Origin of the sequence: Acinetobacter sp. WU_MDCI_Abxd143, from assembly GCF_025514195.1 — a bacterium.
In the GTDB taxonomy this organism is placed as follows: Bacteria; Pseudomonadota; Gammaproteobacteria; order Pseudomonadales; family Moraxellaceae; genus Acinetobacter; species Acinetobacter pittii_H.
Window position 1 is genome coordinate 205,321 of sequence record NZ_JAHPTH010000004.1, and the last position, 26,670, is coordinate 231,990.

23 protein-coding genes are annotated in these 26,670 nt (G+C 40.1%); 10 read left to right on the forward strand and 13 right to left on the reverse strand.

The features are described 5' to 3' along the window. Positions 1–38 precede the first annotated feature (38 nt). From KTI79_RS10970 to KTI79_RS10980, 3 genes are all read right to left on the reverse strand, one after another. On the reverse strand, positions 39–1,043 hold the full coding sequence (locus KTI79_RS10970; RefSeq protein WP_086376317.1) for a DUF4062 domain-containing protein: 1,005 nt from the start codon (positions 1,041–1,043) through the stop codon (positions 39–41). A gap of 117 nt (positions 1,044–1,160) precedes the next feature. Then, entirely contained in the window at positions 1,161–2,027 is an 867-nt protein-coding gene (gene murI, locus KTI79_RS10975) for a glutamate racemase (RefSeq protein ID WP_032054303.1), read from the reverse strand. 46 nt (positions 2,028–2,073) lie between these two features. Further along, positions 2,074–2,685 carry a DUF1285 domain-containing protein gene (locus tag KTI79_RS10980; RefSeq protein ID WP_002114653.1) on the reverse strand — a complete coding sequence of 204 codons (612 nt, stop codon included), beginning with the start codon at positions 2,683–2,685 and terminating at the stop codon, positions 2,074–2,076. A gap of 187 nt (positions 2,686–2,872) precedes the next feature. Here KTI79_RS10980 and KTI79_RS10985 point away from each other — a divergent pair, with 187 nt between their 5' ends. Further along, on the forward strand, positions 2,873–4,585 hold the full coding sequence (locus KTI79_RS10985) for an electron transfer flavoprotein-ubiquinone oxidoreductase (protein WP_005065953.1): 1,713 nt from the start codon (positions 2,873–2,875) through the stop codon (positions 4,583–4,585). A gap of 86 nt (positions 4,586–4,671) precedes the next feature. Here KTI79_RS10985 and KTI79_RS10990 read toward each other — a convergent pair whose 3' ends face one another. Both KTI79_RS10990 and tusA read right to left on the reverse strand, forming a co-directional pair. After that, a complete protein-coding gene (locus KTI79_RS10990) occupies positions 4,672–5,052 on the reverse strand; it encodes a hypothetical protein (RefSeq protein WP_032054302.1) in 381 nt (126 codons plus the stop codon). Positions 5,053–5,183: 131 nt separating this feature from the next. After that, the gene (gene tusA, locus KTI79_RS10995; protein WP_002053527.1) at positions 5,184–5,441 is read right to left on the reverse strand and encodes a sulfurtransferase TusA; all 258 of its coding nucleotides are present in this window, start codon (positions 5,439–5,441) and stop codon (positions 5,184–5,186) included. A gap of 184 nt (positions 5,442–5,625) precedes the next feature. Here tusA and KTI79_RS11000 point away from each other — a divergent pair, with 184 nt between their 5' ends. Then, positions 5,626–6,465, forward strand: coding sequence for an HlyC/CorC family transporter (locus KTI79_RS11000; RefSeq protein ID WP_002114976.1), 840 nt, complete (start codon positions 5,626–5,628; stop codon positions 6,463–6,465). Continuing rightward, the gene (lnt, locus tag KTI79_RS11005) at positions 6,462–8,021 is read left to right on the forward strand and encodes an apolipoprotein N-acyltransferase (RefSeq protein ID WP_086376316.1); all 1,560 of its coding nucleotides are present in this window, start codon (positions 6,462–6,464) and stop codon (positions 8,019–8,021) included. Before KTI79_RS11000 ends, lnt begins: the two co-directional genes overlap by 4 nt. A gap of 1 nt (position 8,022) precedes the next feature. Here lnt and KTI79_RS11010 read toward each other — a convergent pair whose 3' ends face one another. The 4 genes from KTI79_RS11010 to gspF form a co-directional block, all read right to left on the reverse strand. Next, positions 8,023–8,361, reverse strand: a complete 339-nt coding sequence (locus tag KTI79_RS11010) for a tRNA-binding protein (protein WP_032054300.1) — start codon at positions 8,359–8,361, stop codon at positions 8,023–8,025. A gap of 146 nt (positions 8,362–8,507) precedes the next feature. Beyond that, entirely contained in the window at positions 8,508–8,852 is a 345-nt protein-coding gene (locus KTI79_RS11015) for a hypothetical protein (RefSeq protein ID WP_002114661.1), read from the reverse strand. Positions 8,853–9,118: 266 nt separating this feature from the next. Next, entirely contained in the window at positions 9,119–9,703 is a 585-nt protein-coding gene (gspG, locus tag KTI79_RS11020) for a type II secretion system major pseudopilin GspG (protein ID WP_005065943.1), read from the reverse strand. 23 nt (positions 9,704–9,726) lie between these two features. Then, positions 9,727–10,932, reverse strand: coding sequence for a type II secretion system inner membrane protein GspF (gene gspF / locus KTI79_RS11025; protein WP_005065941.1), 1,206 nt, complete (start codon positions 10,930–10,932; stop codon positions 9,727–9,729). A 148-nt stretch (positions 10,933–11,080) separates the two neighbouring features. On the opposite strand from gspF, the gene KTI79_RS11030 reads away from it, so the two are divergent. The 6 genes from KTI79_RS11030 to KTI79_RS11055 all read left to right on the forward strand — a co-directional run bounded on the left by KTI79_RS11030 (position 11,081) and on the right by KTI79_RS11055 (position 18,461). Then, positions 11,081–13,309, forward strand: a complete 2,229-nt coding sequence (locus KTI79_RS11030) for a primosomal protein N' (protein WP_032054299.1) — start codon at positions 11,081–11,083, stop codon at positions 13,307–13,309. Positions 13,310–13,385: 76 nt separating this feature from the next. Beyond that, positions 13,386–15,230: a monovalent cation:proton antiporter-2 (CPA2) family protein gene (locus KTI79_RS11035; protein ID WP_032070412.1), complete on the forward strand. Its 1,845-nt coding sequence runs from the start codon at positions 13,386–13,388 to the stop codon at positions 15,228–15,230. 163 nt (positions 15,231–15,393) lie between these two features. After that, complete coding sequence (locus KTI79_RS11040; protein WP_002114728.1) at positions 15,394–16,269, forward strand: Hsp33 family molecular chaperone HslO; 876 nt, start codon at positions 15,394–15,396, stop codon at positions 16,267–16,269. Positions 16,270–16,406: 137 nt separating this feature from the next. Then, on the forward strand, positions 16,407–17,018 hold the full coding sequence (locus tag KTI79_RS11045; protein WP_002115157.1) for a LysE family translocator: 612 nt from the start codon (positions 16,407–16,409) through the stop codon (positions 17,016–17,018). A gap of 145 nt (positions 17,019–17,163) precedes the next feature. Further along, positions 17,164–18,120 carry a DnaJ C-terminal domain-containing protein gene (locus KTI79_RS11050; protein WP_032054297.1) on the forward strand — a complete coding sequence of 319 codons (957 nt, stop codon included), beginning with the start codon at positions 17,164–17,166 and terminating at the stop codon, positions 18,118–18,120. Positions 18,121–18,131: 11 nt separating this feature from the next. Beyond that, positions 18,132–18,461: a chaperone modulator CbpM gene (locus tag KTI79_RS11055; protein WP_016142348.1), complete on the forward strand. Its 330-nt coding sequence runs from the start codon at positions 18,132–18,134 to the stop codon at positions 18,459–18,461. Positions 18,462–18,688: 227 nt separating this feature from the next. On the opposite strand, the gene KTI79_RS11060 is transcribed toward KTI79_RS11055, so the two are convergent. From KTI79_RS11060 to rpsO, 3 genes are all read right to left on the reverse strand, one after another. Next, the gene (locus KTI79_RS11060; RefSeq protein WP_032054296.1) at positions 18,689–19,900 is read right to left on the reverse strand and encodes a magnesium transporter CorA family protein; all 1,212 of its coding nucleotides are present in this window, start codon (positions 19,898–19,900) and stop codon (positions 18,689–18,691) included. Between the two features lie 85 nt (positions 19,901–19,985). After that, complete coding sequence (gene pnp / locus KTI79_RS11065; RefSeq protein WP_171073835.1) at positions 19,986–22,073, reverse strand: polyribonucleotide nucleotidyltransferase; 2,088 nt, start codon at positions 22,071–22,073, stop codon at positions 19,986–19,988. A 257-nt stretch (positions 22,074–22,330) separates the two neighbouring features. Next, a complete protein-coding gene (rpsO, locus tag KTI79_RS11070; protein ID WP_002114951.1) occupies positions 22,331–22,600 on the reverse strand; it encodes a 30S ribosomal protein S15 in 270 nt (89 codons plus the stop codon). Between the two features lie 210 nt (positions 22,601–22,810). Here rpsO and KTI79_RS11075 point away from each other — a divergent pair, with 210 nt between their 5' ends. Then, complete coding sequence (locus tag KTI79_RS11075) at positions 22,811–24,109, forward strand: serine hydrolase domain-containing protein (protein WP_086376315.1); 1,299 nt, start codon at positions 22,811–22,813, stop codon at positions 24,107–24,109. A gap of 702 nt (positions 24,110–24,811) precedes the next feature. Here KTI79_RS11075 and recD read toward each other — a convergent pair. After that, positions 24,812–26,563, reverse strand: coding sequence for an exodeoxyribonuclease V subunit alpha (recD, locus tag KTI79_RS11080; RefSeq protein WP_032054293.1), 1,752 nt, complete (start codon positions 26,561–26,563; stop codon positions 24,812–24,814). Positions 26,564–26,670 lie beyond the last annotated feature (107 nt).

Below are 26,670 nucleotides of genomic sequence, written 5' to 3' on the forward strand. Positions count from 1 at the left end.
TGTAACAGCTTTTATTGTCATATATAAATTGAATCGCTCTAAGCTTTTAATCGAATGCCCCGATGATTCCATTTATAGCTAAGTAATAACTTTTGAGCTTTAGCTGTGACTTTCCATAAGCTATAGGATTGTTCAGTCTGAGTTGGAACAATCCAGCCCTGTGACTGCATTTGCTTTTTGATCCGAAACAATGCTTTATGGTTAATCTGAGCGCAGGCAACAGCATGAGCACGAGGTAACTCCTGACGAGCATCTTCTAGGCCAGCCTGATTCAAATATTCATTTAAACATGTCCCAAAATTCTCTTCTGGTGTCGCTGTTTCAAACTGCTTTGCCAATATACTTAACAACTGCGACCAAGTCATTTGTCGTTGTCGTTTAAGCTCTTTAAAATTGCCATCCTGAAATGCTTGAATTTGATATTCAAATACAAAAATATCTTGGGGAGCAACTTCGTTTACTTGAGTTGATGACTCTGTTAATTGCTGTTCTAACTGTAAAATTTTACTTTTTAATAGCTTAATTTCATCTTCTAAGTGATGAGCTTGATGAGCAGGAACCCAACCTTGTCCCATATGCTGTTCAACTATTAAAGGCATATTTAAACGGACAGCCAACTCTAGTTCACGTGGAGTTTTAAAGTAAAAAATATGATTTACATCAAGTAGTAACTTTTTTCTAAATGCGAGAAATTTATCTTTAAGCTGTGGATGTGTTTCTTGTAAATGTATTTCACGACTTTCGGGCTGCTCATGCATGAACACAATAATGGGTTTAGCCTGACTTAACGCATATTCATATTCTAAAGATAAATAACTCACACCAGCAATCGACTGCTCTCCATACTGGCTGCCTAAAAGTAGGATTACATAATCACATTCATCAATTTGTCGACGTGCAAGCGTAGTGGTTAGGGGTGTTCGTTGTTCTAATCCCCAAGCAAAGAAACCCATCCCTACCAAGGTTTGAGACAGAACCATCCGCTCTGGCTGCATATCGCGGCCGGATGTTGAAATAAAAATCTGATAGCGTGTATCGAGCATAACAATACCCTTTCGCCCCATGATCTGTCCGTGACTTAATATCAGCCAAGATCATGAACCGCCCCAAATAAAATAATAAATCTAAAAAAACACTACTTTCTAAATGATGCTAAAAGATCAGTTCAGATTATGAAGTGTCCAAGTTAACTCTTGTGGAATCATATGTTGTAAAACAGGTTGCAGTGCCTCAGCATTATTACCGCTGACATAACATTCAATACGTGCAACATTCTGACCTATTTGGTCACATAATAACTCATTTTTTATTAAAATACGGGCTGTTTGTCGGGCAACTGCCAACCCAGAATCAACCAGTGTGAATTGGTTATCAAAAAGATGATGGATTGCTTGATTTAAGAAAGGATAATGCGTACAACCGAGCACTAAATAGTCGGCACCTTGCTCAGCAGCAGGCTGTAAAACTTCTTTTAATGCCTTTAAACATGTCTCACCCATTTGCTGACCTGCCTCGACACAAGGAACAAGTTCAAGGTTGGTTAAAGTCATCACTTTAACACCTGCCGGAATAGCAAACTTCTCGACAACATCTTTAATGAGTTGGCCACGAAAAGTAGCAGGCGTCGCCAATACAGCAACCACTTTAGAACGTGTCTGTAATACAGCAGGTTTTAATGCTGGAACCAATCCAACAATTGGAAAGTGTTCTCCATAATGCTCACGCAAATGATCAAGGCTAAATGCGGAAGCCGTATTGCAGGCTACGACTGCAATTTTACAACCTTGGCGATATAGCCAATCGACTGCTCGAGCCGTGAGTTCTCTGATTTCTTCATCCGAGCGTGGTCCATAAGGAACGTAGGCAGTATCGGCATAATACACAATACGTTCATTAGGCAAATATTTAGCAATTTCTGCTGCAACTGACATCCCTCCAATTCCCGAATCAAAAATACCAATTGGGGCATCTGCTGATGCTTTAGGCATAGGTTCTAGCTCGAAAAATAAAGGTTGTATGGCGGTCATAGCTGTACTGAAGTGTCAGAAAATTTCACTCCCTAAAGCTTAAACCTCAAGTGCCTAATTGCAAGAGCAAATTACCACTTTTTAGCTCTAAAATGGTTTCACCTTTATCGTTTTCAATCAGTGTTCCATAGTTCACCAAATGATAGAAAGCCTGACGTTGAATCAGCGCATTAATCCCAAAACGGACATGCACATAAGGACGCAACTCTCCTGCATATTCACGCATAAAAATAGGATGTTCTGCATCAACCAAAATTACATCTTGGTTGGTGGTGGTCAGTTGTAAAAACTGCTCACCTGAAATTTCGACCTGATCAGCCTGATTGACTAATAAAGGTTCATCTTCAACTTCGATTTCAATTTGTTCTACAGGGGTTTTCAGGTAGAATTTACCCTCTTCTTTCCATAGGACTTTGGTAAACAGATCTAATAGAGCTTGGCGCTTGATTAATTGACCTTCGTGCCACCATTCTCCATTGGATTTCACCGTCAAATCCATTTTGCCGCAATGCTTTGGATGCCACTGCTCTAAAGGTGGAATTGACCTTTTGTGACTTTGCTGTACACCTTTTAAGTATTGTGCAATGTTCATTAAGTTTTTATCATCAGATAACGGTATTTTTCCCATATCCGATGGTGAATTATTTTGATTTACCATAGTTTATGCCTTGCTGACGAAAAAATGTTACGACTCAGCCAATTGGCTAGATCATGGTTTAAAACTATACTAGCCCAAACGATAAAAGGCACAATAGCATATTTGCGCCTATGGATTAAAACACTCACGGCAGCACCGAATTATCTGAATATGACGGTTGCCACCTTTAAGTATTGAGGAGTCCTACATGGAACACATCGAACGTGAATCGATGGAGTTTGACGTTGTCATCGTAGGTGCAGGACCTGCAGGTCTATCTGCTGCGATTAAGATCCGTCAATTAGCGATTGAAAAAAACTTACCCGATCTTTCTGTTTGTGTAGTTGAAAAAGGCTCTGAAGTAGGTGCGCATATCTTGTCTGGTGCTGTGCTTGAGCCACGTGCCATCAATGAACTTTTCCCGAACTGGAAAGAAGAAGGCGCGCCTCTTAATGTCCCTGTAACTGAAGACAAAACTTTCTTCTTACTTTCAGACACCACCTCAAAAGAAGTTCCTCACTGGATGGTTCCTAAAACCATGCATAACGATGGTAACTATGTGATCTCTTTAGGTAATGTAGTTCGCTGGTTAGGTCAAAAAGCTGAAGAATTAGAAGTTTCTATCTTCCCTGGCTTTGCTGCATCTGAAGTGCTTTATCATGAAGACGGTACTGTAAAAGGTATTCAAACAGGCGACATGGGTATTGGTAAAGATGGCGAACCAACGCATAACTTTACTCCAGGCTATGAGCTTCACGCTAAATATACCCTCTTTGCTGAAGGTTGCCGTGGTCACTTAGGTAAACGCCTAATTGCTAAATACAACCTTGATAAAGATGCTGATCCTCAGCACTACGGTATCGGGATTAAAGAGCTTTGGGAAATTGACCCAGCAAAACATAAACCGGGCTTAGTCATGCACGGTGCAGGTTGGCCTTTAGCAGAAACAGCTTCTTCAGGTGGCTGGTGGTTATACCACGCTGAAAACAACCAAGTGACTTTGGGCATGATCGTGGACTTGTCTTATGAAAATCCACACATGTATCCATTTATGGAAATGCAGCGCTGGAAAACTCATCCACTGATTAAACAGTATTTAGAGGGCGGTAAGCGTATTTCTTACGGCGCACGTGCTGTAGTGAAAGGCGGCTTCAACTCATTGCCTAAATTGACTTTCCCGGGCGGTTGCTTGATTGGTGATGATGCAGGTTTCTTAAACTTTGCAAAAATCAAAGGCTCACACACTGCCATGAAATCAGGCATGTTATGTGGTGAAGCTGTATTTGAAGCGATTGCTGCGGGTGTAGAAAAAGGCGGTGATCTTGCGATTGCACGTGTTACTGAAGGCGAAGATTTATTCGTTAAAGAATTAACTTCATACACTGATAAATTTAACAACAGCTGGTTAAAAGAAGAGCTTTATAACTCTCGTAACTTTGGCCCAGCGATGCATAAATTTGGTCAATGGATGGGTGGTGCATTTAACTTTATCGACCAGAATGTCTTTAAAGTGCCATTCACTTTACATGACTTGAAGCAAGACTTTGCTGCATTGAAAACTGTTGATGCAACAAGCTTTAAGCCAAACTATCCAAAACCGGATGGCAAACTTACATTTGACCGTTTATCTTCAGTATTTATCTCAAACACTGTACATGAAGAAAACCAGCCAGCTCACTTGAAGCTTACTGATCCTTCAATTCCAGTGAATGTGAACTTACCAAAATGGGATGAGCCTGCTCAGCGCTACTGCCCTGCTGGTGTTTACGAAATCATGGAAAATGATGATGGTTCTAAACGCTTCCAGATTAACGCAGCGAACTGTGTTCACTGTAAGACTTGTGATATTAAAGACCCATCTCAAAACATCACGTGGGTAACGCCTGAAGGCGGCGGTGGTCCGAATTACCCTAACATGTAATTCCTTGCGCCGCTTTAGCCGCGGCTCATATCCTAATATGTAATAAAAAAGCCCCGATTATTCGGGGCTTTTTTATTAGTATCTACTTATTGAAAAGGCGGTATTTTTGCTACGTTTAAATTAAAATTCTTTTTATAGAAAATAAATGTGCCTAATAAAAATAAGCTAAGAAAACCAAAGTTTCGCGCTAAATCGTAGTACCAAACTGATTTACCAAATAATAAATCAAGAATTAACATCAGCCCGATAAACCTTGTATGCAAGATCAAACTCATCTTTATCTTTGGTTCAGGAGCAAAATATGTATTTCTATAACCGAGTAGAATTGAACCTAAAACAATGAGAATAGATATAATAATGATAGCAACAGTTGCAGATAACCAAGAGATCTCTAAATGTAATAAACCCGCAATAGTGAAAAACCAAAGACAGATTAATAAGCTTCGTTTCACAAAATAATCATTCATTTTTATACGTCATTTATATACTTAATTTTATAAATTATATAACGATTCTTATTTGTAAAAAATTATCATTTCAAATTAAAGTTGAATTATTCATGGCTTCTAATCGTCTTTATTAGAAGCCTATTATTCTTTTAACCTTTCTTCACTAAATAATGAAATTCTTTATGACCATTTTCATCTAAGCGTTCTTCTTGCAACAACAACTCATGGCCTAAATGCATACAAAACTTAGGAATATCCCACGAGGTCGAATTATCAGTTGCGAAGACTTCAACCACATCCCCGGACTTAGATTTGCGGATGGCTTGATGCAACATCATGACAGGTTCCGGACAACGTAAACCACGCGTATTGAGTTGTACAGTAGGTGAAATGGGTTGCTCTGACATAACAAACTCGAACAAATAGAATTTTCACATTTTAGCATAAACAAATTACTGAGCTGTTAACTGTAACTGGCTTTTACATAACAATATACGTTTTGTCTTTTAGCTTGTTTTATAGATGCATAAGCATCTTTTCTTCGGTATGATCTGTGTATTCATTTGATACATTGAGTCTTTAGGAAAGATCATGCAAGAGGAACCAAGTCCGTCGTGGGGAATGCGAGGCTTACGAAAATGGTTAGGTACAGCGCCAGAAACCCGTGATGAATTATTAAAATTAGTCCAAAATTCACGCCGCTTTTTAGAACCAGATACTGTTGCTATGCTTGAAGGCGTTCTTGACCTTCCAGCTACAAAAATTCGTGAAGTCATGACGCCACGAACAGCAATGATCAGTTTACAAGAAGATGATCAATTACTTGATATTCTTGATGTACTGGTTGAGTCTGCTCACTCACGCTTTCCAGTCTTCTCTGCCGATCAGCCGGACAATGTTGTCGGGATTTTGCTCGCAAAAGATTTGTTGCCGTTTCTAACTGAACCGAATACCAAAGTCGATATTCGAGTTCTTATGCGCCAACCGTTATTTGTTCCTGAAAGTGCACGTTCCGATCAAGTACTACGCATGTTAAAACATACTCAGACTCACATTGCGATTGTGATTGATGAATATGGATCAACAGCCGGTCTCGTTACGCTTGAAGATATTCTTGAAGAGATCGTTGGCGAAATTGAAGATGAGCACGACACGGTCGATGAAGATGCTCAGTACATTGTTCCTGACAATGACCATACGGTAGCAAATGCGTGGATGGTGCAAGCACTTACACCAATCGAACATTTCAATACTGTTTTAGATGCTGATTTTTCTGACGATGAAGTAGAAACTGTCGGCGGTTTATTGCTTCAAGAGATTGGTCTAGTAAGTGATTTACAAGGTCAAACTGTTGAGCTTGGAAATTGGTTATTTACAATCGTTGAAGCAGATGCCCGCACTATTCATCTGATTCGAGCTGTACGTCAATGAGAGCATACTTTGAAAAGCTGTTAGATTCTTCGCAACAACAAAAACAGCTTCCTTTAATTTTTCCTTTACTCATTGCTTTATTTTCAGGTGCCGTGTTCAGTTTTTCACTGGCACCTTATTATTGGTGGTGGTTGGCAATTTTATCTCCAGCCCTACTCTATGCAACATTACATAAGCGCTCAGCTAAACAAGCCTTTGCTATTGGTTGGAGCTATGGCTTTGGTTTATGGTTTGTAGGCGCTTTCTGGCTCTATACTTCCATCCATGTATATGGCGATACCAATGCATTTCTAAGCGTATGTATGATCGCTGTTATGGCCCTTGTCATGGGTTTATTTACAGCATTTCAGACATGGGTTTACCGACGATTCTTCCCTGAAACACCACTTACTTTTGCCCCGCTCTGGATTGTTTTCGAATGGGCAAAAACTTGGGTATTTACAGGTTTCCCATGGTTGTTTGTAGGTTACGCTTTTACTGAACGTTTACTCGATGGTTATGCACCGCTATTTGGCATTTATGCAATTTCCTTCGTCGTCATTGTATTAGCATGTGCTTTAGTTGAAGTTCTGCGTAAACATATTTTCTGGGTTATCCCTTCTGCCCTATTGGTTTTGGGTGCATGGGGAGCATCGTATATACAGTTTGTAAAACCTAAAGCGGCTAAACCACTTAGCGTTTCGCTCATTCAAGGTAACATTCCACAAGATTTAAAATGGCTGACTGAATACCAAGTTAGAACATTAGAAATTTATGCTGGTTTGACTCAATCTGAATGGGGCCGTGACCTCATTGTATGGCCTGAGTCTTCAATTCCGCTCTTCCAAACCGACATTGAACCGTTTTTGGATGCAATGGATGCACAAGCTAAAAAGAACCATACCGCTTGGGTAACTGGCATACCTTATTGGGATGTAGCGAAATCGCATCAAGTTGGTAGCCCGCTGTATTACAACAGTATTATGGCTTCTGGCAGCGATTCAAGCGGCCTTTATAAAAAGCAGCGTCTCGTACCTTTTGGTGAATATATTCCGCTGTCAGGTTTGCTTTCTTGGGTTTTACCAGCCATGCAAAATGATATTAGCATGAGCGGTTTTACACGTGGTGAGAGTGATCAGAAACCACTTTTAATTAAAGGGCACGCGCTTGCGGCTGCAATTTGTTATGAAGTGGCTTACCCGAATCTGACACGCCGTAATGCAGAAGATAGCGACTTTTTGGTAACTGTATCTAACGATGCTTGGTTTACCGGAACAGCTGGCCCATGGCAACATTTACAAATGGTGCAGATGCGTGCGAAAGAAAATGGCCGCTGGTTTATTCGTGCAACTAACACAGGTGTAACAGCGTTTATTGATCAAAATGGTCATATCACTGAACAAGCACCGATTGATAAAGAGTTTGTCTTGAGAGGCGATTTACCAGCCATGCAAGGTCAAACTCTCTATAACCGTCTAGGTGATTATCCAATTTTAGGATTTGCAGTATTACTGCTGGTTTTAGGTTGGATCTATCGTCCACGTAAAGTAGACGTGTCTTACAAATCACGTCGCTAAATTATAATAACTTTGTACCCAGAGGTACTTCAAACTCTGGGATACAAAGTACTACATCCCCATCTGCATTATGAAACCCTGTTACCAAACATTCCGATTGGATAGGACCAATTTGTTTCTTAGGGAAATTCACTACCGCAACAACTAATTTACCAATCAAATCCTGCGGTTGATAAAGTTTAGTAATCTGTGCACTCGATTTACGTACACCCAATTCTTCACCAAAATCTACATGCAAAATATAGGCAGGTTTACGCGCCTTTTCAAAAACCTCAGCTTGAATAATTTTACCAACACGAAGCTCTACTTTTAAAAAATCATTCCACTCGATTTGTTCCATTTCATATTTCTCATTTTCTTAAATTGCTGATTTGAAGCATATAATATGTACAAATGAAGAAACACCCTGTTTTTTAAGTCCAGTTAAAAAATAAAACGTAGATGTTGAGTCTACGTTTTATCTAAAAATTTGGTTTTAAAATATTATTAAAAAGCGATTGATAATTGCAGAGATAAATATGCAACTAAACTCGATAAAAAGACCATAGGTACATAACGATAAGCTTTAAAAAGGAATTGCTCATATTGAGTAGATATTTGTTTAGCTTGCCACACGCTCGCTTTTAATGCAGTAAAGAAGCTCACCATTAACCATGCACTCGCAATACTTAACGCGAAGAAACCAATCATGATTTGGCTACTTCCCTCTGTACTCAGCCATAACTTTAATGAAACTTCAGCAATCGGCAATAAACCCAAAATCAATAGGACAGATTTGAGCATTACCCAATGAAACTGAGTCAGTTCATCTACTATGAGAAATGCTTTCATTTAATCTCTCCTTTTAATTGAATAAAGTGCTTTTTATTTATTATGCAAAGCTTTCATTTAAATATATAGCTTATTTTTCTCTATATTTTAACTTTCTTGTAACTATTAAATATGGGAATAATTCTTATTATAAATCTCAAATATCAATATTAATTTTAGTTTATAATTTTCAATTATTTATTATATTTTTCTGATTGAGAGAGATTATCAATTCGTATTATCATTTTAACTGTTTAACTGAATTGATAATCTCCATTACATTTTAATTAAGGTTGGTAATAAATATCTGCATCATTACCTTCACCACCTTCTTTGCCATCTGCTCCAAATGAGTACAAATCAAAAGCTCGCCCATCTGCCCCAGGAATGACATATTGAATATCATTTTTCCAGCTGTCTTTAGGGTAACCACCTTTTACATAACCACCTGGCATCCAGTTTTTCGCTGTAGCTGGCTGGTTAACCAAAGCATCTAGCCCACCTTCTTGCATGGTTGGGAAATGGCCATTATCAAGCTTGTACTGATCTAAAGCACCGGCCACACCCTTTAATGCAATTTGAGTCGTATCAATTTTAGCTTTTTCACTACGCCCCATGACATTTGGTACGATTAACGCTGCTAACACGCCTAAAATTACAATCACGACCATGACTTCAATGAGAGTAAAGCCTGAGGCACGTTTCATTCGAGCACCGCTCGAACGTGCCGCAAGTCCGAAAGCTGTGCTTGAGGAGCAAACATCTGATAGAGAGCTATGCTCGGAATGGCACGTTGGCTCAAACTGATTTGAAACCGCAGATTCACTATGTTGTTCCATCGCTGTTTCGCTTTGAATATTTTTTACTTTCATCATTATCTCTAATATCAAAGTTATTAAATCATATTGTTCATATTTACGATTGGCAGCATAACCGCGATTACAATAACCAGTACAATGCTTGCCATTAAAACCAGCATAAGCGGTTCAAGTAATGCCAGTAAGGTTGAAATAAATGTCGTCACCTCACGGTCTTGCATGGTCGATGCTCGTTCTAACATTCTGTCAAGCTCGCCTGATGCCTCTCCACTTCGAATCATTTGTACCATCATTGGTGGGAAATAACCACTGCGCTCCAGTTGCGTACCTAGGTTACCACCTTCGGTAACACGCTCAGCCGCGTGGGCAATTGAATCTCGGATGACCCAGTTATTGGTCACAGCAGCACCAATCTTTAAGGCATCTACCAATGGCACGCCTGAACGAGTCAAAATAGATAAAGTACTGGCAAATCGTGCAGCATTAATACCACGTGATAGTTTACCGAATAATGGCAATTTGAGTGTTAATCGATCAAAAGCATAATGTCCAGCAGTGGTTTTTAAAAACCTTACGAATGCAATAACACCCACCACTGCAAAAAGAATAATGAACACCCACGCGTGGCGAATAAAATCACTGGCTTTCATTAAAGCGACTGTAATCCACGGTAAAGCATCTTTATTTTGATCAAAAGTTTTTACAATCTCTGGCACAACATAAGTCATTAAACCCATCACAATACCAAAAGACATCAGCATTAAAATGATTGGATAAATCATGGCACCCTGAACTTTCTTTTGCATGGCAAAGCGGTTTTCAGTGTAATCCGAAAGCTGATCTAAAATGAGATCTAAATGTCCCGAGCGCTCGCCAGCAGCCACCGTTGCAATATAAAGGTCAGGGAAACGTCCAGACTGCTGCATACCTTGTGCAAGTGAATGCCCTTCTAAGACTCGAGAACGAACAGATAATAAAAGATTTTGTACATGTGTTTTTTCACTTTGCCTACTCACGGCGCGCAAAGCTTCTTCAAGTGGAATAGCAGCGGCAACCAAGACCGAAAGTTGTCTGGTCATGAGCGCCAAATCGTAAGCACTGAACTTTTTTTGGAATAACCCCTGACTCTGATGTTTATCTTTTTGTTCAACAGGATCGACACTAATAGGAGTCCATGCTTTATCGCGTAATTGTTGGCGAATCTGGCGCGCTGAGTCTCCCTCAAGCACTCCTTTTTGCTGCTTCCCTGAAGCATCAATGGCAGTAAATTGATATGCAGGCATGGTAATGTTCTAATTTTCCAAAAATAATAGTCGCTGCTGTTGCATCTATGCTACGCAATCATTCATATTCGTTCTATAGCCTGTGTAGAATACCCAAGTCCTCTTCACGACGCTATGCCGTTTTTTAAAATTGACGAAATGAGCCTCTATGACCATAACGCCAAAGCCTGATTCAGTTGTTTATCGTGTGCGTGTAGCCGTACCTGTACATCTGTACGACACTTTTGACTATACACTCACCCAAGCACAATATGAACGGGCTCATGTAGGCTCGCGCGTCGCTATTTCATTTGGACGCCAAAATCTGATTGGCATCATTACTGAAAAAGTTGACCCAAGTGAATCATTTACAGGCACCTTTCAGCTTAAAGCCATTTCTGACCTTTTAGATGAAGAACCAATTTTAGATGAACAAGTTTTAAGTTTATTGACATGGTCCGCGCAATATTACCAATTTCCAATTGGTGAGGTCATGCAAACTGCCCTACCCGCGTTATTGCGTCAGGGCAAACCGATGGATGTTTTGTTCCATCTCTGGAAAATCACACCATGTGATAATGTTGAAGCACTTCTTAAACGCTCTGTTAAGCAACAAGACGCGTATCAAATTTTAAAATTACACTCTGCCGGAACTACAGAGAATATTCTTAATTTAAGTGGTGTAGAAACGGCTACGCTTAAAGCACTTCAAAAGAAAGGACTGGTTGACTGTACGCTTGAACCGCACGACTTTAGCCCATCGCCCGTTGAATTGGCACAAATGCCGCTCACGCTAAATGAAGACCAAAAGAAAGCAACCCAGCACGTCGTAAACGCACAGCATCAATACCAAGCCTTTTTATTAGATGGTTTAACAGGAAGTGGTAAAACTGAAGTTTATCTGCACATCATGCACGAAGTGCTAAAGCAAGGTAAGCAAGTACTGGTGTTAGTCCCTGAAATTGGTCTAACCCCTCAAACGATTTCTCGTTTTAAATCTCGTTTTAACTGTGATATTGCTCTATTACACTCGGGCTTAAATGACTCCAAACGCTTGCAGGCATGGCAACAGGCCCAGACTGGCAAAGCATCTATTATTTTAGGAACCCGCTCTGCCATCTATACGCCACTGCCACGTTTGGGCCTCATCATCTTAGATGAAGAACATGATCTCTCTTATAAACAGCAAGAAGGCTTCCGCTACCATGCACGTGATGTCGCTCTTTATCGAGGTCACTTACAAAGCTGTCCAGTTATTTTAGGTTCAGCAACACCGAGCATAGATAGTTATTATTTGGTCGAAACTGGTAAATTAACTTCACTGCAACTTAACCAACGTGCAGGCCATGCGCTTTTACCTAAAATGCATTTGATTGACCTTAAAATTGTCAAAAAACAGCATGGAATTAGTCAGCCTTTAATCGAGCAGATTAAAAATACGCTAGCAAGAAAAGAACAGGTTTTAATCTTTTTAAACCGTCGTGGCTATGCGCCTGTACTTGTGTGTGAAAGCTGTGGATGGCAAGCGAATTGTCCACATTGCGATGCGCATTTTACTTTGCATACTCAGCCTTATTCTTATTTACATTGCCACCACTGCGGCACTGTTCATCGCTTGCCAGACCATTGCCCTGAATGCCAGCAAAAAAGCTTAAAAACCTTAGGGGCAGGAACTGCCAAGGTTGAAGAGCACTTACAAGAACTATTTCCAGACTATGATGTGATTCGGGTTGACCGTGACAGTACCAGTCGTGTCGGTAGCTGGCAAAAAATTTATGACCGTATTCATCAAAACAAACCAACAATTTTGCTTGGCACTCAAATGCTGGCAAAAGGTCATCATTTCCCACACGTGACTTTGGTTGCCATTTTAGATATTGATGCGGGGTTACTTAGTGTCGACATTCGCGCGCCAGAACGTACTGCGCAGTTAATTGTACAAGTCGCTGGACGTGCAGGCCGTGGTGAACATAAAGGCCATGTTTATTTACAAACCCTAAGACCAGATCACCCTTTACTAACCACACTCATCGAAAAAGATTATCGGGCGGTTGCTAAACAGACTCTTGCGGAACGTAAAGTCGCATTGCTGCCGCCTTATCGCTATGCCGTACTGATACGTGCAGAGTCCAAAGATCGTGACTATACCTTACATTTTTTACATGAGGCGGCAGAACAATTACGCCAAATTGCAGGTGAAATTGTTGATATTTGGGGTCCGATTCCAGCACCGATGGAACGTAAAGCTGGGCGCTACCGCGCCCACATGGTGATTTTATCTGCTGACCGTGCTCGCCTACATTTTTACTTAAGGCAATGGTGGTCACAATTGGTTCATGCACCACGGCAGCATCAACTTCGGCTATCAATTGATGTTGATCCGCAAGAATTTAATTAGATGGCTTGAATATCATGGTGTGAAGAAGCCTTTTTGGCTTTACACTTAAAAGAGACTAATACATTCGAGGCAATGAATGTCATTCTTACTGCAAGCAACAATTTTTCTTGGAGCTTCTCTGATTTTAGTCCCTCTTGGCAAGCGCCTAGGGATAGCAACAGTTTTAGGTTATTTATTTACAGGAATACTTCTGGGCCCTAGTGTTTTAAATATTGCACATGACCCTGAAGCAATTATGGAACTTGCCGAATTCGGTGTCATTTTATTGATGTTCTTAATCGGCTTAGAGTTACGCCCCCAACGTTTATGGGAAATGCGTGACTCTATTTTTGTAATGGGAAGTCTGCAAGTCCTCATTAGTGGGGCTATTCTTATGCTGATCGTACTATTACTCTTTCAACAGCAGCTTTCTGTCAGCTTTGTCATTGGTTTTGCCCTTGCGCTGTCTTCTACAGCTTTTGTATTACAGCTTCTGACCGAAAAGCAGCAACTCAATACGACTTATGGTCAGCAGTCTTTTTCCATTTTACTTTTCCAAGATATAGCGGCTATTCCGTTGCTTGCCATCATTCCACTCTTGGCAGGAACAGAATCAACCCATCACGGCGTCGCTTATTTTGCAGCTATTATTGCAACCTTTACTGGCCTGTTTCTGTTTAGCCGTTATGTAATGCGTCCCTTCTTCCGCTTTGTTGCTAAAAGTGGAGCGACTGAACTTATTACAGCAGTAGGATTATTTATTATTCTTGCTGTTGTCTTGCTTATGGATACTTTGGGAATTAGCACCACATTAGGTGCATTCCTCACAGGCGTATTATTAGCAGATTCAGAATTTCGCCACGAAGTTGAAGCGAGTATTGCACCGTTTAAAGGCCTACTGCTTGGCTTATTCTTTATGACCGTGGGTATGACCACACAGCTATCACTACTGATTGATATGCCTTTGCTTATTATTGGTGGCGCAGTCGGCTTATTGCTCATTAAAACACTGATATTAACTGCAATTGCCCGCTATAAAAAATACAGCTGGAACAATAGTTTGCTTTTAGGTACGTGCTTGGCACAAGGTGGAGAATTTGCTTTTGTAATTTTGAGCCTTGCAAAAAGTGAGAAGATTTTAACTCAAGCTCTATTAGAGCCAGTGACCCTTATTGTGACGTTGTCGATGGTACTTACTCCAGTAATTTACTGGATTATGGCAACTCAGATCATTCCTCTGTTTAATAAAGAACGTCCACCTGAGTATGACGAAATTCCTCAGCAAGACAACCCGATTATCATTGCTGGTTTTGGCCGATTTGGACAAATTATCGCGCGTATTGCCCGCCTACAACATTTAGGCTTTACTGCAATCGACAACAATCTTCATCAAGTAGACTTTGTTCGTCGCTACGGCGGTAAACTCTATTATGGCGATGTAACCCAGCCCGATTTACTGCGTTCTGCCGGTATTGAAAAAGCTAAAGTATTTATTTTAGCGATTGATGATGTTGAAGACTCCATGAATGTTGCTCGTCATCTTAGATTAAATTATCCAAACTTAAAGCTATTAGCCCGTGCTCGCGACCGTCACCATGTCCATCTTTTAAGAGATTTAGGCGTGGAATATATTTGGCGTGAAACGTATTTATCTTCATTAGGTATGGCTTATCGCGCTTTACGAGAACTTGGAATCTCTGATGAACAAGCCTATAACAATATCGAAATCTTTCGGGATTATGATGAGAAATTGCTCATACAGCAGCAAAGTATTTATACTGATGAACAGAAGATTTTTGAAACACATCGTAATGCCTTAGCCGAGCTTGAACATTTGTTTGAAAGTGATGCGCAGCAACAGGCTACATCAAAGCATGATGTTAATTTAAAGCGTCATTTACAACCAAATCGCATCGACATTACAAGAGATCATCTAGAATAACTTGAGATTTCAGAAAATGGCTATATTAAGGACTTATTCACATTGCCTAAATAATTGGACAATGGGCACAAAGCTGCCCCTGTCCGGCTTGCGGCTTAGCTGCATTTCCTGAGCTTGATTAAAACGAAATAGTTATACTCTGCTTAGGGCCCTGGAGAATATTATGTCTGATTTACGCCAACGCTTTTATATAGAGAACTTTCCAGTACGTGGAGAAGTAGTTCATCTAGAAGAAGCCCTACAAACTATCTTAGCTCAACGTGACTATATGCCTGCGGTTAAAATTCTGCTAGGTGAAATGTTGAGTGCGACTGCATTACTTGCAAGTACACTAAAAATCAAAGGCCGTATCAGCTTGCAAATCCAGGCTAGCGGCACCTTCAAATGGGCGATGGCTGAATGTAACCATTTAGGAGAGGTTCGTGCTTTAGCGGACTATGAAACCGACCCTCGCTTTGTTGAAGCAACAGACAGCAGCACAGTTCTTGGTGCTTTAGTTAATCCGGTTTTATTTATTAACATTGAACCGGAATTTGGCGAACGTTATCAAGGGATCGTGCCGCTTGATCAAGTGACTTTAGCGGGTTGCTTAATGCAATATTATGATTTATCTGCACAAATTCCAACTCGTATTGTGTTGGCAAGTACAGATAAGCGTTCTGGCGGTTTACTGATTCAACTCTTACCACGTCATGATGAAGAAGAGCAAAACTTGGTCGATGAAGATTTATGGCCACGTTTGACGATGTTGACCGAAACATTAAAAGCTGAAGAGCTGACCAATTTAGATGCAAATGAAATCTTATATCGTTTATATAACGAAGAAGAAGTTCGTTTACCAGAAATTGAAGCATTAAAATTTGGCTGTACATGTTCAAAAGAACGCTGTGCAAATGCCCTGATTCAAATTGGTGTAGACGCTGTTCATGAAACTCTAGAACAGCAGAACCCGATTCGTATGGACTGTCAGTTCTGTAATACGCAATATACCTTTACCGCTGAAGAAGCTTTAGCGTTATTTGGTGAACATTTAAGTTAATATTTTAACTTTATAAAAAGGCGGTTATACCGCCTTTTTATTTACCTGTATTTTTTGATGATAATTTTCAACATGTTAATTTAAATAGGATAATATAAGGCTACTTTATAGCCTAATAAATAAGATGCCTAAATACCATGAATTATTTTGATTATTTTCTCTTTATTTTTAGTGTAGTTATCATGATTGCGACCCCTGGCCCTGTCATGATTTTAGTTGCAAGCGCTGGACTTAAAGGGGGCTATAAAAAAGCACTAGAAACCATTTTTGGTACAAACCTAGCATCCCTTGTTTTAATTTTTATTTCAGTACTGGTTTTAAAAGGAGTACTGAGTGTCAATGATAGTTACCTCAACATCATTCGTATTTTAGGCTGCCTATATATTGGTTATTTGGGTTTTAGTATTCTCAAAGAAGTGATTCAGGCTCCTCACCCAGAAGCGATACAAACAGTTTCAGCACAAAATGGTGGCTTTAAAAAAGGCTTTCTTGTCGGTATTTCAAACCCAAAAGATATTATCTTTTTCTCGGCTTTCTTTCCGCAATTTGTTTCTATTACACCTCAGTTAAATTTAAGTCTAACCCTACTTACACTGACATGGATTGTTTTAGACTTCCTCACATTATCTTTGGTTTATATCTTTTTCCGCCGCCTTTCTAACAGTCATTTATATCCAAAAATATTAGGCCTCTGCGGTTTATTACTTCTACTTATTGCCCTGTATGGCTTATATCAAAGTTTCATCTAAATCCTGAGAGATATGGGCTTCACTTGCTTATATCTTTTCTATCAATTTCATTTCGTAATAGAACAACTCTTATACAATCTAGCTTATTGAAAACTCTAAAAATCGTTTCATAATGAAATAAACAACACCATCGTGATAAAACATTATGGCAAAAAATTATTATGAAGAATTAGGGGTTACACGCAAAGCCTCTGCTGATGAAATTAAAAAAGCTTATCGGAAATTAGCCCGTAAATATCATCCCGACATCAGCAAAGAAAAAGATGCAGAAGAAAAAATGCAGGCCATTAATGTTGCCTACGACACACTAAGCAATGCGGATAAAAAAGCTGAATATGACCAGATGTTAGATCATCCTCAAGGTTTTAATAACTTTGGTCAAGGTGCTGCACAAGGGGGCTTTGATGGAGCACAGTTTTATCGTCAAGGTTTTACAGGCAGTGAACAAGCAGACTTTAGCGGTTTTGAAGATTTATTTGGTCGCTTTGGTGCAGGCTTTGGCGGTGGACAACAACAATATCAAAGACAACAACGTAGTTATCGCGGTGAAGATCAACATGCCAGCATAGAGGTTGATCTTGATATTGCCTATCATGGTTCAACCCAGCAAATTACCCTGCAAATCCCAACCATGAATGCTTATGGCGAGCCTGAAGTTCAACGCAAAACCTTACAGGTAAAAATACCAAAAGGCATGAAAGAAGGTCAGCAAATCCGCTTAAGTGGACAAGGCCAAAGTGGGATTAATGGTGGTGCTAACGGCGATCTTTATATTGAAATCCAGTATAAAGATACAGACCGTGTTCATGTCGAAGGCAGTGATGTGTATTTGACTGTAGATGTAGCTCCATGGGAAGCAGCATTAGGCCAAGGTATTGAAGTGAAAACACCTGCAGGATCTTTACATGTCAATTTACCTAAAAATGCAAAACAAGGACAACAGCTACGTTTAAAAGACAAAGGGATACCAAATAAAACGCCAGGGCATCTGTATTTAATTTTAAATATTGTATTCCCCCCTGCAAATTCTGAAAAAGAAAAAGAAGCGTATCAGCGATTGGCAGAAGCCTTTGCTTCATTCGAACCTCGTTCATCTCATTAGGGAGCAAGATCATGACAACCATTCACTATCGAGAAATTGTATATGACGGCCATACCTTTAGTGCAGAGGTCGTTGATGAACAATCGACATTTGATTTACAACAATTTGCCCAAGCTTGCGGCCAAAGTCCTGACTGGATTCTTCAGCTCATTGAATATGATATTTTATCAGTCGAGAATAAACCTGAAGCACATCAGTTTATGGGCGAAGATGTCGCACGCGCACGTAAAGCGTATCGTCTACAACGTGACTTTGATGCAAGTTTGGCGGCAGTTGCTGTGATGTTAGATTTGATTGATGAAGTGCAACAACTTAGAAAACAGTTGAAGCATTTTCATTGAGTCTTTTCTTCTAAATAGCCATTCAAACAGGTATGAACTAAGGTGATGGGCGGCATGGATGCCGCCTTTTGGACTGCGGTAACATGGATGTACCGTCAGTCCAATAAGGGGTTTTGTTACTTTTGCCCAGTCAAAAGTAAGGACAAGCCTATATAAAAAATATCTAATTAAACCCTATAGTCGAGGCAATGCTAACCAAACAACTTTGTCATTTTTGGAAGTCTTTATTACTTTAACCGAGTAATCTTCTCCACTTCCTTCAAAGTCTGCTTAATCGGTTCATATTCCAGAAACCAAAACAAATTCATCCGATCTTGGCGATGCTGTTGAGCCAATAAATCAATCACACTTTTTTCACCGCGCCCGACCAAATGTTGACGATAAAAATAGTACAAAAGCAAAATGGTACTCAGTAACATCACCCCTAACATTATCCAGAAGCCAATTGGCGATTTAAGGCCTGGAATAAACTCAAAGTTCATTCCATAAATACCCGTTAAAAGAGTAAGTGGTGCAAATACAGCAGTAATAATGGCAAGAATACGCATATTCTCATTGGTCTGGTTTGCAATTGCCGAGAAATGCAAATCAATCGCCGACTGAATAGCGCTACGTAAACGTAAAGTATGTTTTTGAATACGTTCGACATGACTCATTAAATCATTCAAACGAACTAACAAAAGATCTTGAGAACTATGCGTCTTCTCACCAATAACATGATGATAGTTTTCTACAATTTCATCTCGAAACTCTTGTAAGGTTTCGATTTGCTCTTCGCATAAATTTTCAACCTGCTGAAAGGCCATGTTTTCATGAAACAGCTGATGCCATTGTTTAAAACGGCGATTACCTTGCAGCAATTGTTGTTGCCAATGCTCGACTCTTCTAGTCAAAGGTGAACGGATATCAAGGTAGCCATCCACCATACTATTGAGCAATCGTAAACATAAATCTACAGGTGAATTAGGCAGCTTACGGGTTTTGTTTTGTTCTTCCAAAGTTTTACATAAAATATTTTCGAGACGTTGAATATAGTTTTCAATCGACTTATTGCCCTGCTCACGAACACTAATCAGAACTTTAGGAGTAAAAATAAAGCTAATTGGCGTAGTTGCTAGGCCAAATACACTCTCGTGGGATTCCCCATTTTTAATTTCATCATCAGGTGTAACGAGCTTTCTAAAAATAAGCAAATCATATTCTTCAAGCGTATCAAATGCACAAGGGTGCTCAATATTCGCAATATCCCGTATATGAAATTCATTAATAACCACGCCTGAAAGCTGTTGAATCTTTTGTTGCCATTCTTCGTTATGGTTCACCACATCAGCTCTGACACTATCAATCCAGAAAAACTCCAGAATGTGTTCATTATGCTGTTCACGGCTTAAAAAGACATAGCCGTCAGCTTGATGGCGATAAAAGTAATAAACCTGCATACCACAATGATCTGTTTTTGTATTACTTGCATCATGCCATAAAAAAAGTCCGCATCAAGCGGACTTTTTCATGTCACCAGAACAATTATGCTTGTTCAATGTCTTTCATAGTCAATTTGATACGACCACGATTATCAACATCAGCAACTTGGACTTTCACTTCCTGACCTTCTTTAAGAACGTCAGTTACGTTCGCAATACGTTCATTTGAAATTTGCGAAATGTGAAGAAGACCATCAGTACCCGGCATGATGTTTACAAACGCACCGAATTCTACGATACGGATTACTTTACCGTCATAGATCTTACCTGGTTCAACTTCAGCAGTAATTGCTTGAATCTTAGCAATCGCAGCTTTAGCAGCAGCTTTAGTTTCACCAAATACGCGAACTGTACCATTGTCTTCGATATCAATTGCAGCTTTAGTTTCTTCAGTAATTTGACGGATAGTTGCGCCGCCTTTACCAATAACATCACGGATCTTGTCTGGGTTAATGTTAATCACTTCAAACGTCGGTGCATGAGCACTGATTTCAGCACGAGCACGTGAAATGACTTTATTCATTTCGTTTAAGATGTGCATACGACCAGCAAATGCTTGGTTTAATGCAACTTCCATGATTTCTTCAGTAATACCTTCAATCTTGATGTCCATTTGAAGCGCAGTAATACCGTTTGCAGAACCTGCTACTTTAAAGTCCATATCACCTAAGTGATCTTCATCACCCAAGATGTCAGAAAGTACTGCGAAACGTTCGCCTTCTTTCACTAAGCCCATTGCGATACCCGCAACTGGCGCTTTAAGCGGAACACCTGCATCCATAAGTGATAATGAAGCACCACATACAGAAGCCATTGAAGATGAACCGTTAGATTCAGTAATGTCAGATACAATACGAATTACATACGGGAAGCGGTCAGCAGCAGGAAGAACTGCTTGAACACCACGACGTGCTAAACGACCGTGACCAATTTCACGACGCTTAGGACCAGATTCACGGCCTGTTTCACCTACAGAGTATGCAGGGAAGTTGTAGTGCAACATGAAGTTGTCAGTTTTAGTACCAGCAAGGGTATCAACCATTAACGCATCACGAGTATTACCCAAAGTTGTTGTTACTAACGCTTGAGTTTCACCACGTGTAAATAATGCAGAACCGTGTGCACGATCTAATACGCCAACTTGAACGTCGATTGCACGAACAGTTTTAGTATCACGACCATCAATACGTGGCTTACCTGACAAGATGTTGTCACGTACTGTACGGTATTTAAGGTCTTCGAATAATTCGTTTACTTCATCAGCAATACCAGTTTCGTCATTTTCTGGAACGAACTGAGCTACAGCTTCTGCATAAAGTGCATCAAGTGCTGCATAACGATCTTGTTTAACCGCAATTGTATATGCTTCAGAAATTTTAGCTTCGAAAGCTGCTTTTAATTGCTCAAGAAGAGCTTCGTTTTTAGTTGGAGCAACCCAAGTTGACTCAACAGCACCAGCAGCGGCAGCAAATTCTTTAATCGCTTGAATTGCGATTTGCATTTCGTCATGACCGAAAAGAACAGCACCAAGCATTTGGTCTTCTGAAAGTTCTTTCGCTTCAGATTCAACCATCAATACAGCTGATTCTGTACCTGCAACCACAAGGTCAAGGTCACTTTCTTTCAACTGTTCGAAGTTCGGGTTAAGAACATATTCACCGTTGATTAAACCAACACGTGCGCCACCAATTGGACCACGGAAAGGAGTACCAGCAATAGACAATGCTGCTGATGTACCAAGCATTGCTGCAATGTCAGCATCCATAGTTTTGTCAGAAGAAACAACTGTTGCTGTTATTTGGATTTCGTTGAAGTAACCTTCTGGGAACAACGGACGAATTGGACGGTCAATAAGACGTGAAATTAAAGTTTCAGCTTCAGAAGCACGACCTTCACGCTTACCGTAGCCACCAGGGATACGGCCAGCTGCATATTGTTTTTCTTGATAGTTAACTGTTAACGGGAAGAAGTCTTGACCCGCTTTTGCTTTAGGTTGAGCAACAACTGCAACTAAAACAGTTACGCCACCCATAGTGATTAAAACTGTGTTTGCTTGACGTGCAACGCGACCCGTTTCTAAAACGACTTGATGTTGACCGAATTGGAATTCTTTACGAACGATATTAAACATTGACATGTATTGTATTTTCCTAATTTTATTCTAGTGAGACCCCTAAGGTTTGGCATTCAGACTACACCGATTGGTAGATAAATGACAAAGCTTAGAAGCCATCACACTAGATCAATTATTTAAAATAAGTTAAACGCAAAGAAGGAGCGCACAAGCGCCCCTTCTAAAAATCACTTAACCTAACATTAAGTGAAACTCTCTTTTCAGCGATAAAGCATTGCGACATGCGAAATAGCGAAAACAAAGTGAAAATCGAATTAACGACGTAAACCTAAAGCACCGATCAAAGCAGTGTAACGACCGTGGTCTTTACCATTTAAGTAGTCGAGCAATTTACGACGTTGGTTAACCATACGGATCAAACCACGACGGCTGTGGTGGTCGTGTTTGTGAGCTTTGAAGTGACCTTGTAAATCATTGATTTGAGCAGTCAATAAAGCTACTTGTACTTCTGGTGAACCAGTGTCATTTTCAGCGCGAGCAAATTTAGCAATGATCTCTGCGCGGTCTGCATTAGTTAAAGCCATTCGATTTCTCCGAGATGCTTAAAAAAGTAAACGATATGAATCAGTTGAGGCAACTGACTGCCGTGCATCACTACAGCAAGTCGCCTATTTTAAGGTATCTATAGGTGGATTGCAAAATAGTTTTCAGTAACTTGTCATTTTAGACACTGACATGAGGACCTTAACCCTGCACACTAGCCTCGAATAAAAAGAAAGAAGCGCGAGGGACGTGTGAAAATTTTTTCAACCAACACTTGTCCAGTACCGGACAATATTGAGCAAGTCATTCGACAAAAAGATGAAGTTGCTGCTGAACAGGGTGGAGTGAGTGATTATCAGATTCAAAAAATCTGGAAAAGTATAGAAGCACTATATAAAACCGGAAACTATCCACTCATTACCTTTTGTTTACGCAGGCAAGGTAAAATTTTGCTAAATAGAAGCATTGGATATGCCCAAGGGAACTCTCCGGCAGGACTTCAAGAAAATGCGCTGATTGCAACACCAGACACACCAGTTTGCCTATTTTCAGCATCAAAGATGATCACAGCCATGTTGATTCATTTATTAGATGAAAAAGGCGAAATTAATTTGCTCGATCCCGTGAGCTATTATGTTCCTGAATATGGGGTCAATGGTAAGCGCCGTGCAACGATCTTTCATTTATTAGCACATCGCGGCGGCATTCCCTATATTGATGGCGATGTCACACCAGATTTATTATTTGATAAAGACGAAATTTTAAAACGTTTATATGCTGCCCGACCTGTGTCTCCTGCTGGTAATCATCTTGCCTATCATGCGGTTACGGCAGGTTATATTTTAGGAGAAGTCATTGAACGGGTGACTGGGCAAGACTTACGTGAATTTGTACATCAAACTATCGAAAAACCAATGGGGATGCCTTATTTCAATTATGGCTTAAAACCAGAATATCGTTCAGAAGTCGCCTTAAATTGTGCAACAGGTCTGCACCCTCGCCTTGGTACCGATCACTACCTGAATCATGTATTAGGTGGCGGTTTACAACTTGCAGTTGATGTGACTAATGATAGTCGTTTTATGGACACCATTTGCCCAGCTGGAAACATCTATACCAGTGCAGAACAAGCCGGCCGCTTCTTTGAAATGCTTTTAAGTGGTGGAAGCTACGGCGGTCAGCAAATCTTTAGTGAGAAAACAATTTTCAGAGCAACGCTGCCAACCACAGGCGTTAACATTGACCGTACTTTGCTAATTCCAATGCGCTATGCTCTGGGGCCAATGTTAGGTAGCAATCCTATAGGTCTTTTTGGCCCAATGACGGGGCAAGCTTTTGGTCATTTAGGATTCTCCAACATTTTATGCTGGGCTGACCCTGAAAGAGATATCAGTGTTTCCCTATTAACAACAGGTAAATCTGTAGTGGGTACTCACCTGCCTGCTTTAGCTAAAGTTCTCTATCAAATCTCAACCCAATATCCGCGTATACCGAGAGATCAACGCCGTTCTTTATTCGGTAGCGACTCTCATGAGACTGACTTAGTGTAGAGGCAAATAAAAAACCCAAGCATTTCTGCTTGGGTTTTTGGCGCTGTAGTTTTTGTTTATCGTGTTATTACTGTTTTTTATTGTCGTTGGTGAGATGCTAGTCACATCCTTCTTGTTGTTTTAACTCACTTCCGTTGTTTTTGTTTCTATTTCCTTATGTGATGTATTTTGACATATCCAATTATGAAGAAAAGTAGTATTTTTCTTATCATCATGTAAGTAAAAACGTACAGGTCTGTCTAATATTTGGCAAATGACCACTTTTAACATTTAACGTACAGTTCTGTATAACATTTAACTTAACAATTCACAGGAAAAATGCCTGTTTTAAAAACATATTACAGATAAATATATTGATATTATTGATTTAAATCTTTACAAGAATACATCGTGTGGAGAGCGCTAAAAGCAAAGCTTTCTCATACTTTTTGAAAGGTAATAAAAATTAGGATATAAAAAAGCCTTGTAGTCTCTCCCAAAACTACAAGGCTTAGCGGCTGTAAGTTTCCTCTTTATACACCTACTTCATTGTAAGTTCGCAGTCTCTCGACTTAAGTTGTTATTATTGTGCGATTTTGCCCGACATTCCTTGCCAAGCTCGTTGTGCGTTTATAATCTCAAAAACACGGGGTGTACTCTAGCAGCAAATATCTCGAATCTATGTAAGCTTTTTCTTACAAGTGTAAAAATATTAAGTTTGGCTTAACGAACTAACCGATTAACTTTTTGAACTAAACCACTTTTTCGTGTCGTACGAACTGTAAATGCCTGTAATAAAGCCTCTTGGTCAACTAAAAGACTGACTATCTTCTTAGCTCGTGTAATCGCAGTGTAAATAAGTTCTTGGCTTAATAAGTTCTTTGCAGCCTGATCAAGAACAACAGCAGTATGTGTAAATTCAGACCCTTGTGATTTATGAATTGTTAAGGCAAAAGCACTTTGAATGCTTTTAGGCAATCGATTTGCAGCGACCCATTTATTCAAACTTGGGAAATATACTTCAAACTGCTGTGGCTGAGTTCTATGTTCAAAACACAAACCAATGTCTCCATTTGAAATACCGAGTTGATAATCGTTATAGGTCATCATTACCGGACGGCCCACATACCACCCTCCGACAGTCACGATTGATAACTGTTGCTGTATCCAACGCTGCGCATATTGGTTTAACTGCTGCAACCCAAACGGGCCATGACGAACAGCCGTTAAAATACGGTAGTCATCAAATGCTTTTACTACATTTTGGATCTGTTCAATCGAGCGCTCTTCCTGCAAATAGTTCTTTAGACTTTGTACATACCCTTGGAAACCGAGCATTAGCTTTTGATAATAAAGATCTAGGTCTAATTGATTCCCTTCTGGTAAATATTCAAGCTGAACTACATCGGGCATATCTGTTTGTAGAAGTATAGGCTTTAATTCTGAAGCTTGAACAATATCAACTTCAAACCGCTGTAAAATCTCTACATGATCTTGTTGATGGGTTTGCGCCTGAATAAATTTAGCAACTTGCCCAATCAGTGCCCCTTCAGCGAAACGGCGACTGGTTTGTAATTGTACTCTGTTGTCAGCCAATGCCTGTATTTGTTGCAAATCTGCAAGTACCGCCCCGACATCAACGGAAGCGAGCTGATTTGCATCTCCTAATAAGATAATTCGACAAGACTCTGGCACCGCTTCAAATAGAAGAGTAGCCAGATTTAAATCCAGCATGGAAGCCTCATCCACGACAATGACGTCATAAGGCAAAGGCTGTTTTTGATTAAACCGTGGTGTTTGGCTATGTCCCATCCCTAACAAACGGTGAATCGTTTGTGTTCCTTGATTTCGGAGCTCTTCGCTAACTAATCCGGACTCAAGCAACTTAGGATCGTTAAATGAGTTCTGTAGTGCTTCTTGCATTCGCTGTGCTGCTTTACCTGTTGGAGCAGCCATCGCCACACGAATATGCGGAATTGCCTGGCTCAGCACAGCAATAATACGTGCCAGCGTATAAGTCTTACCTGTACCCGGCCCACCTGTAATAATACTCAAGCTTTGCCGAGCAACCATCTGCAAAGCTGCCTGTTGATGAGGATCAGTAAGTAGGTCCAGATAGTCTTCACAAGCTACGGGTTGAATTAGTTGTTGCTTTAATCGACAAATTTGTTCTGCAAGTCGTTGCTCTAGGTGCCAATATCGGTATAATGCCAACCCCTGCTCATCGTAGACGCACGGCGCAACTTTTGAAGTTGCTTGATCGGCAGATATAGCAAGCTGACCAAGTGCTGCAATTTGCTCTGAACTGATATCGATACAACTATCGCCTTGTAAGCTCGCTTCAATAAGCTGCTGCAAGTAAGAAGTGGCTTCTGATACTTGCGATTGTTCAGTAAATGGAGCCTGATTTAAGAAGCTACTCCATGTTGTTAACCAGCTTAAATCGGCTTGTTCAGGGCTATTTAGGTTGTCCACACACTTATCCACCTAGTTTTCCACACGCTTGTCCACATGGTTATAGACAGGCTTATCCACATATCAAGTATTTGTTAATCTTCAAATTATACATTTTATCAGCATTT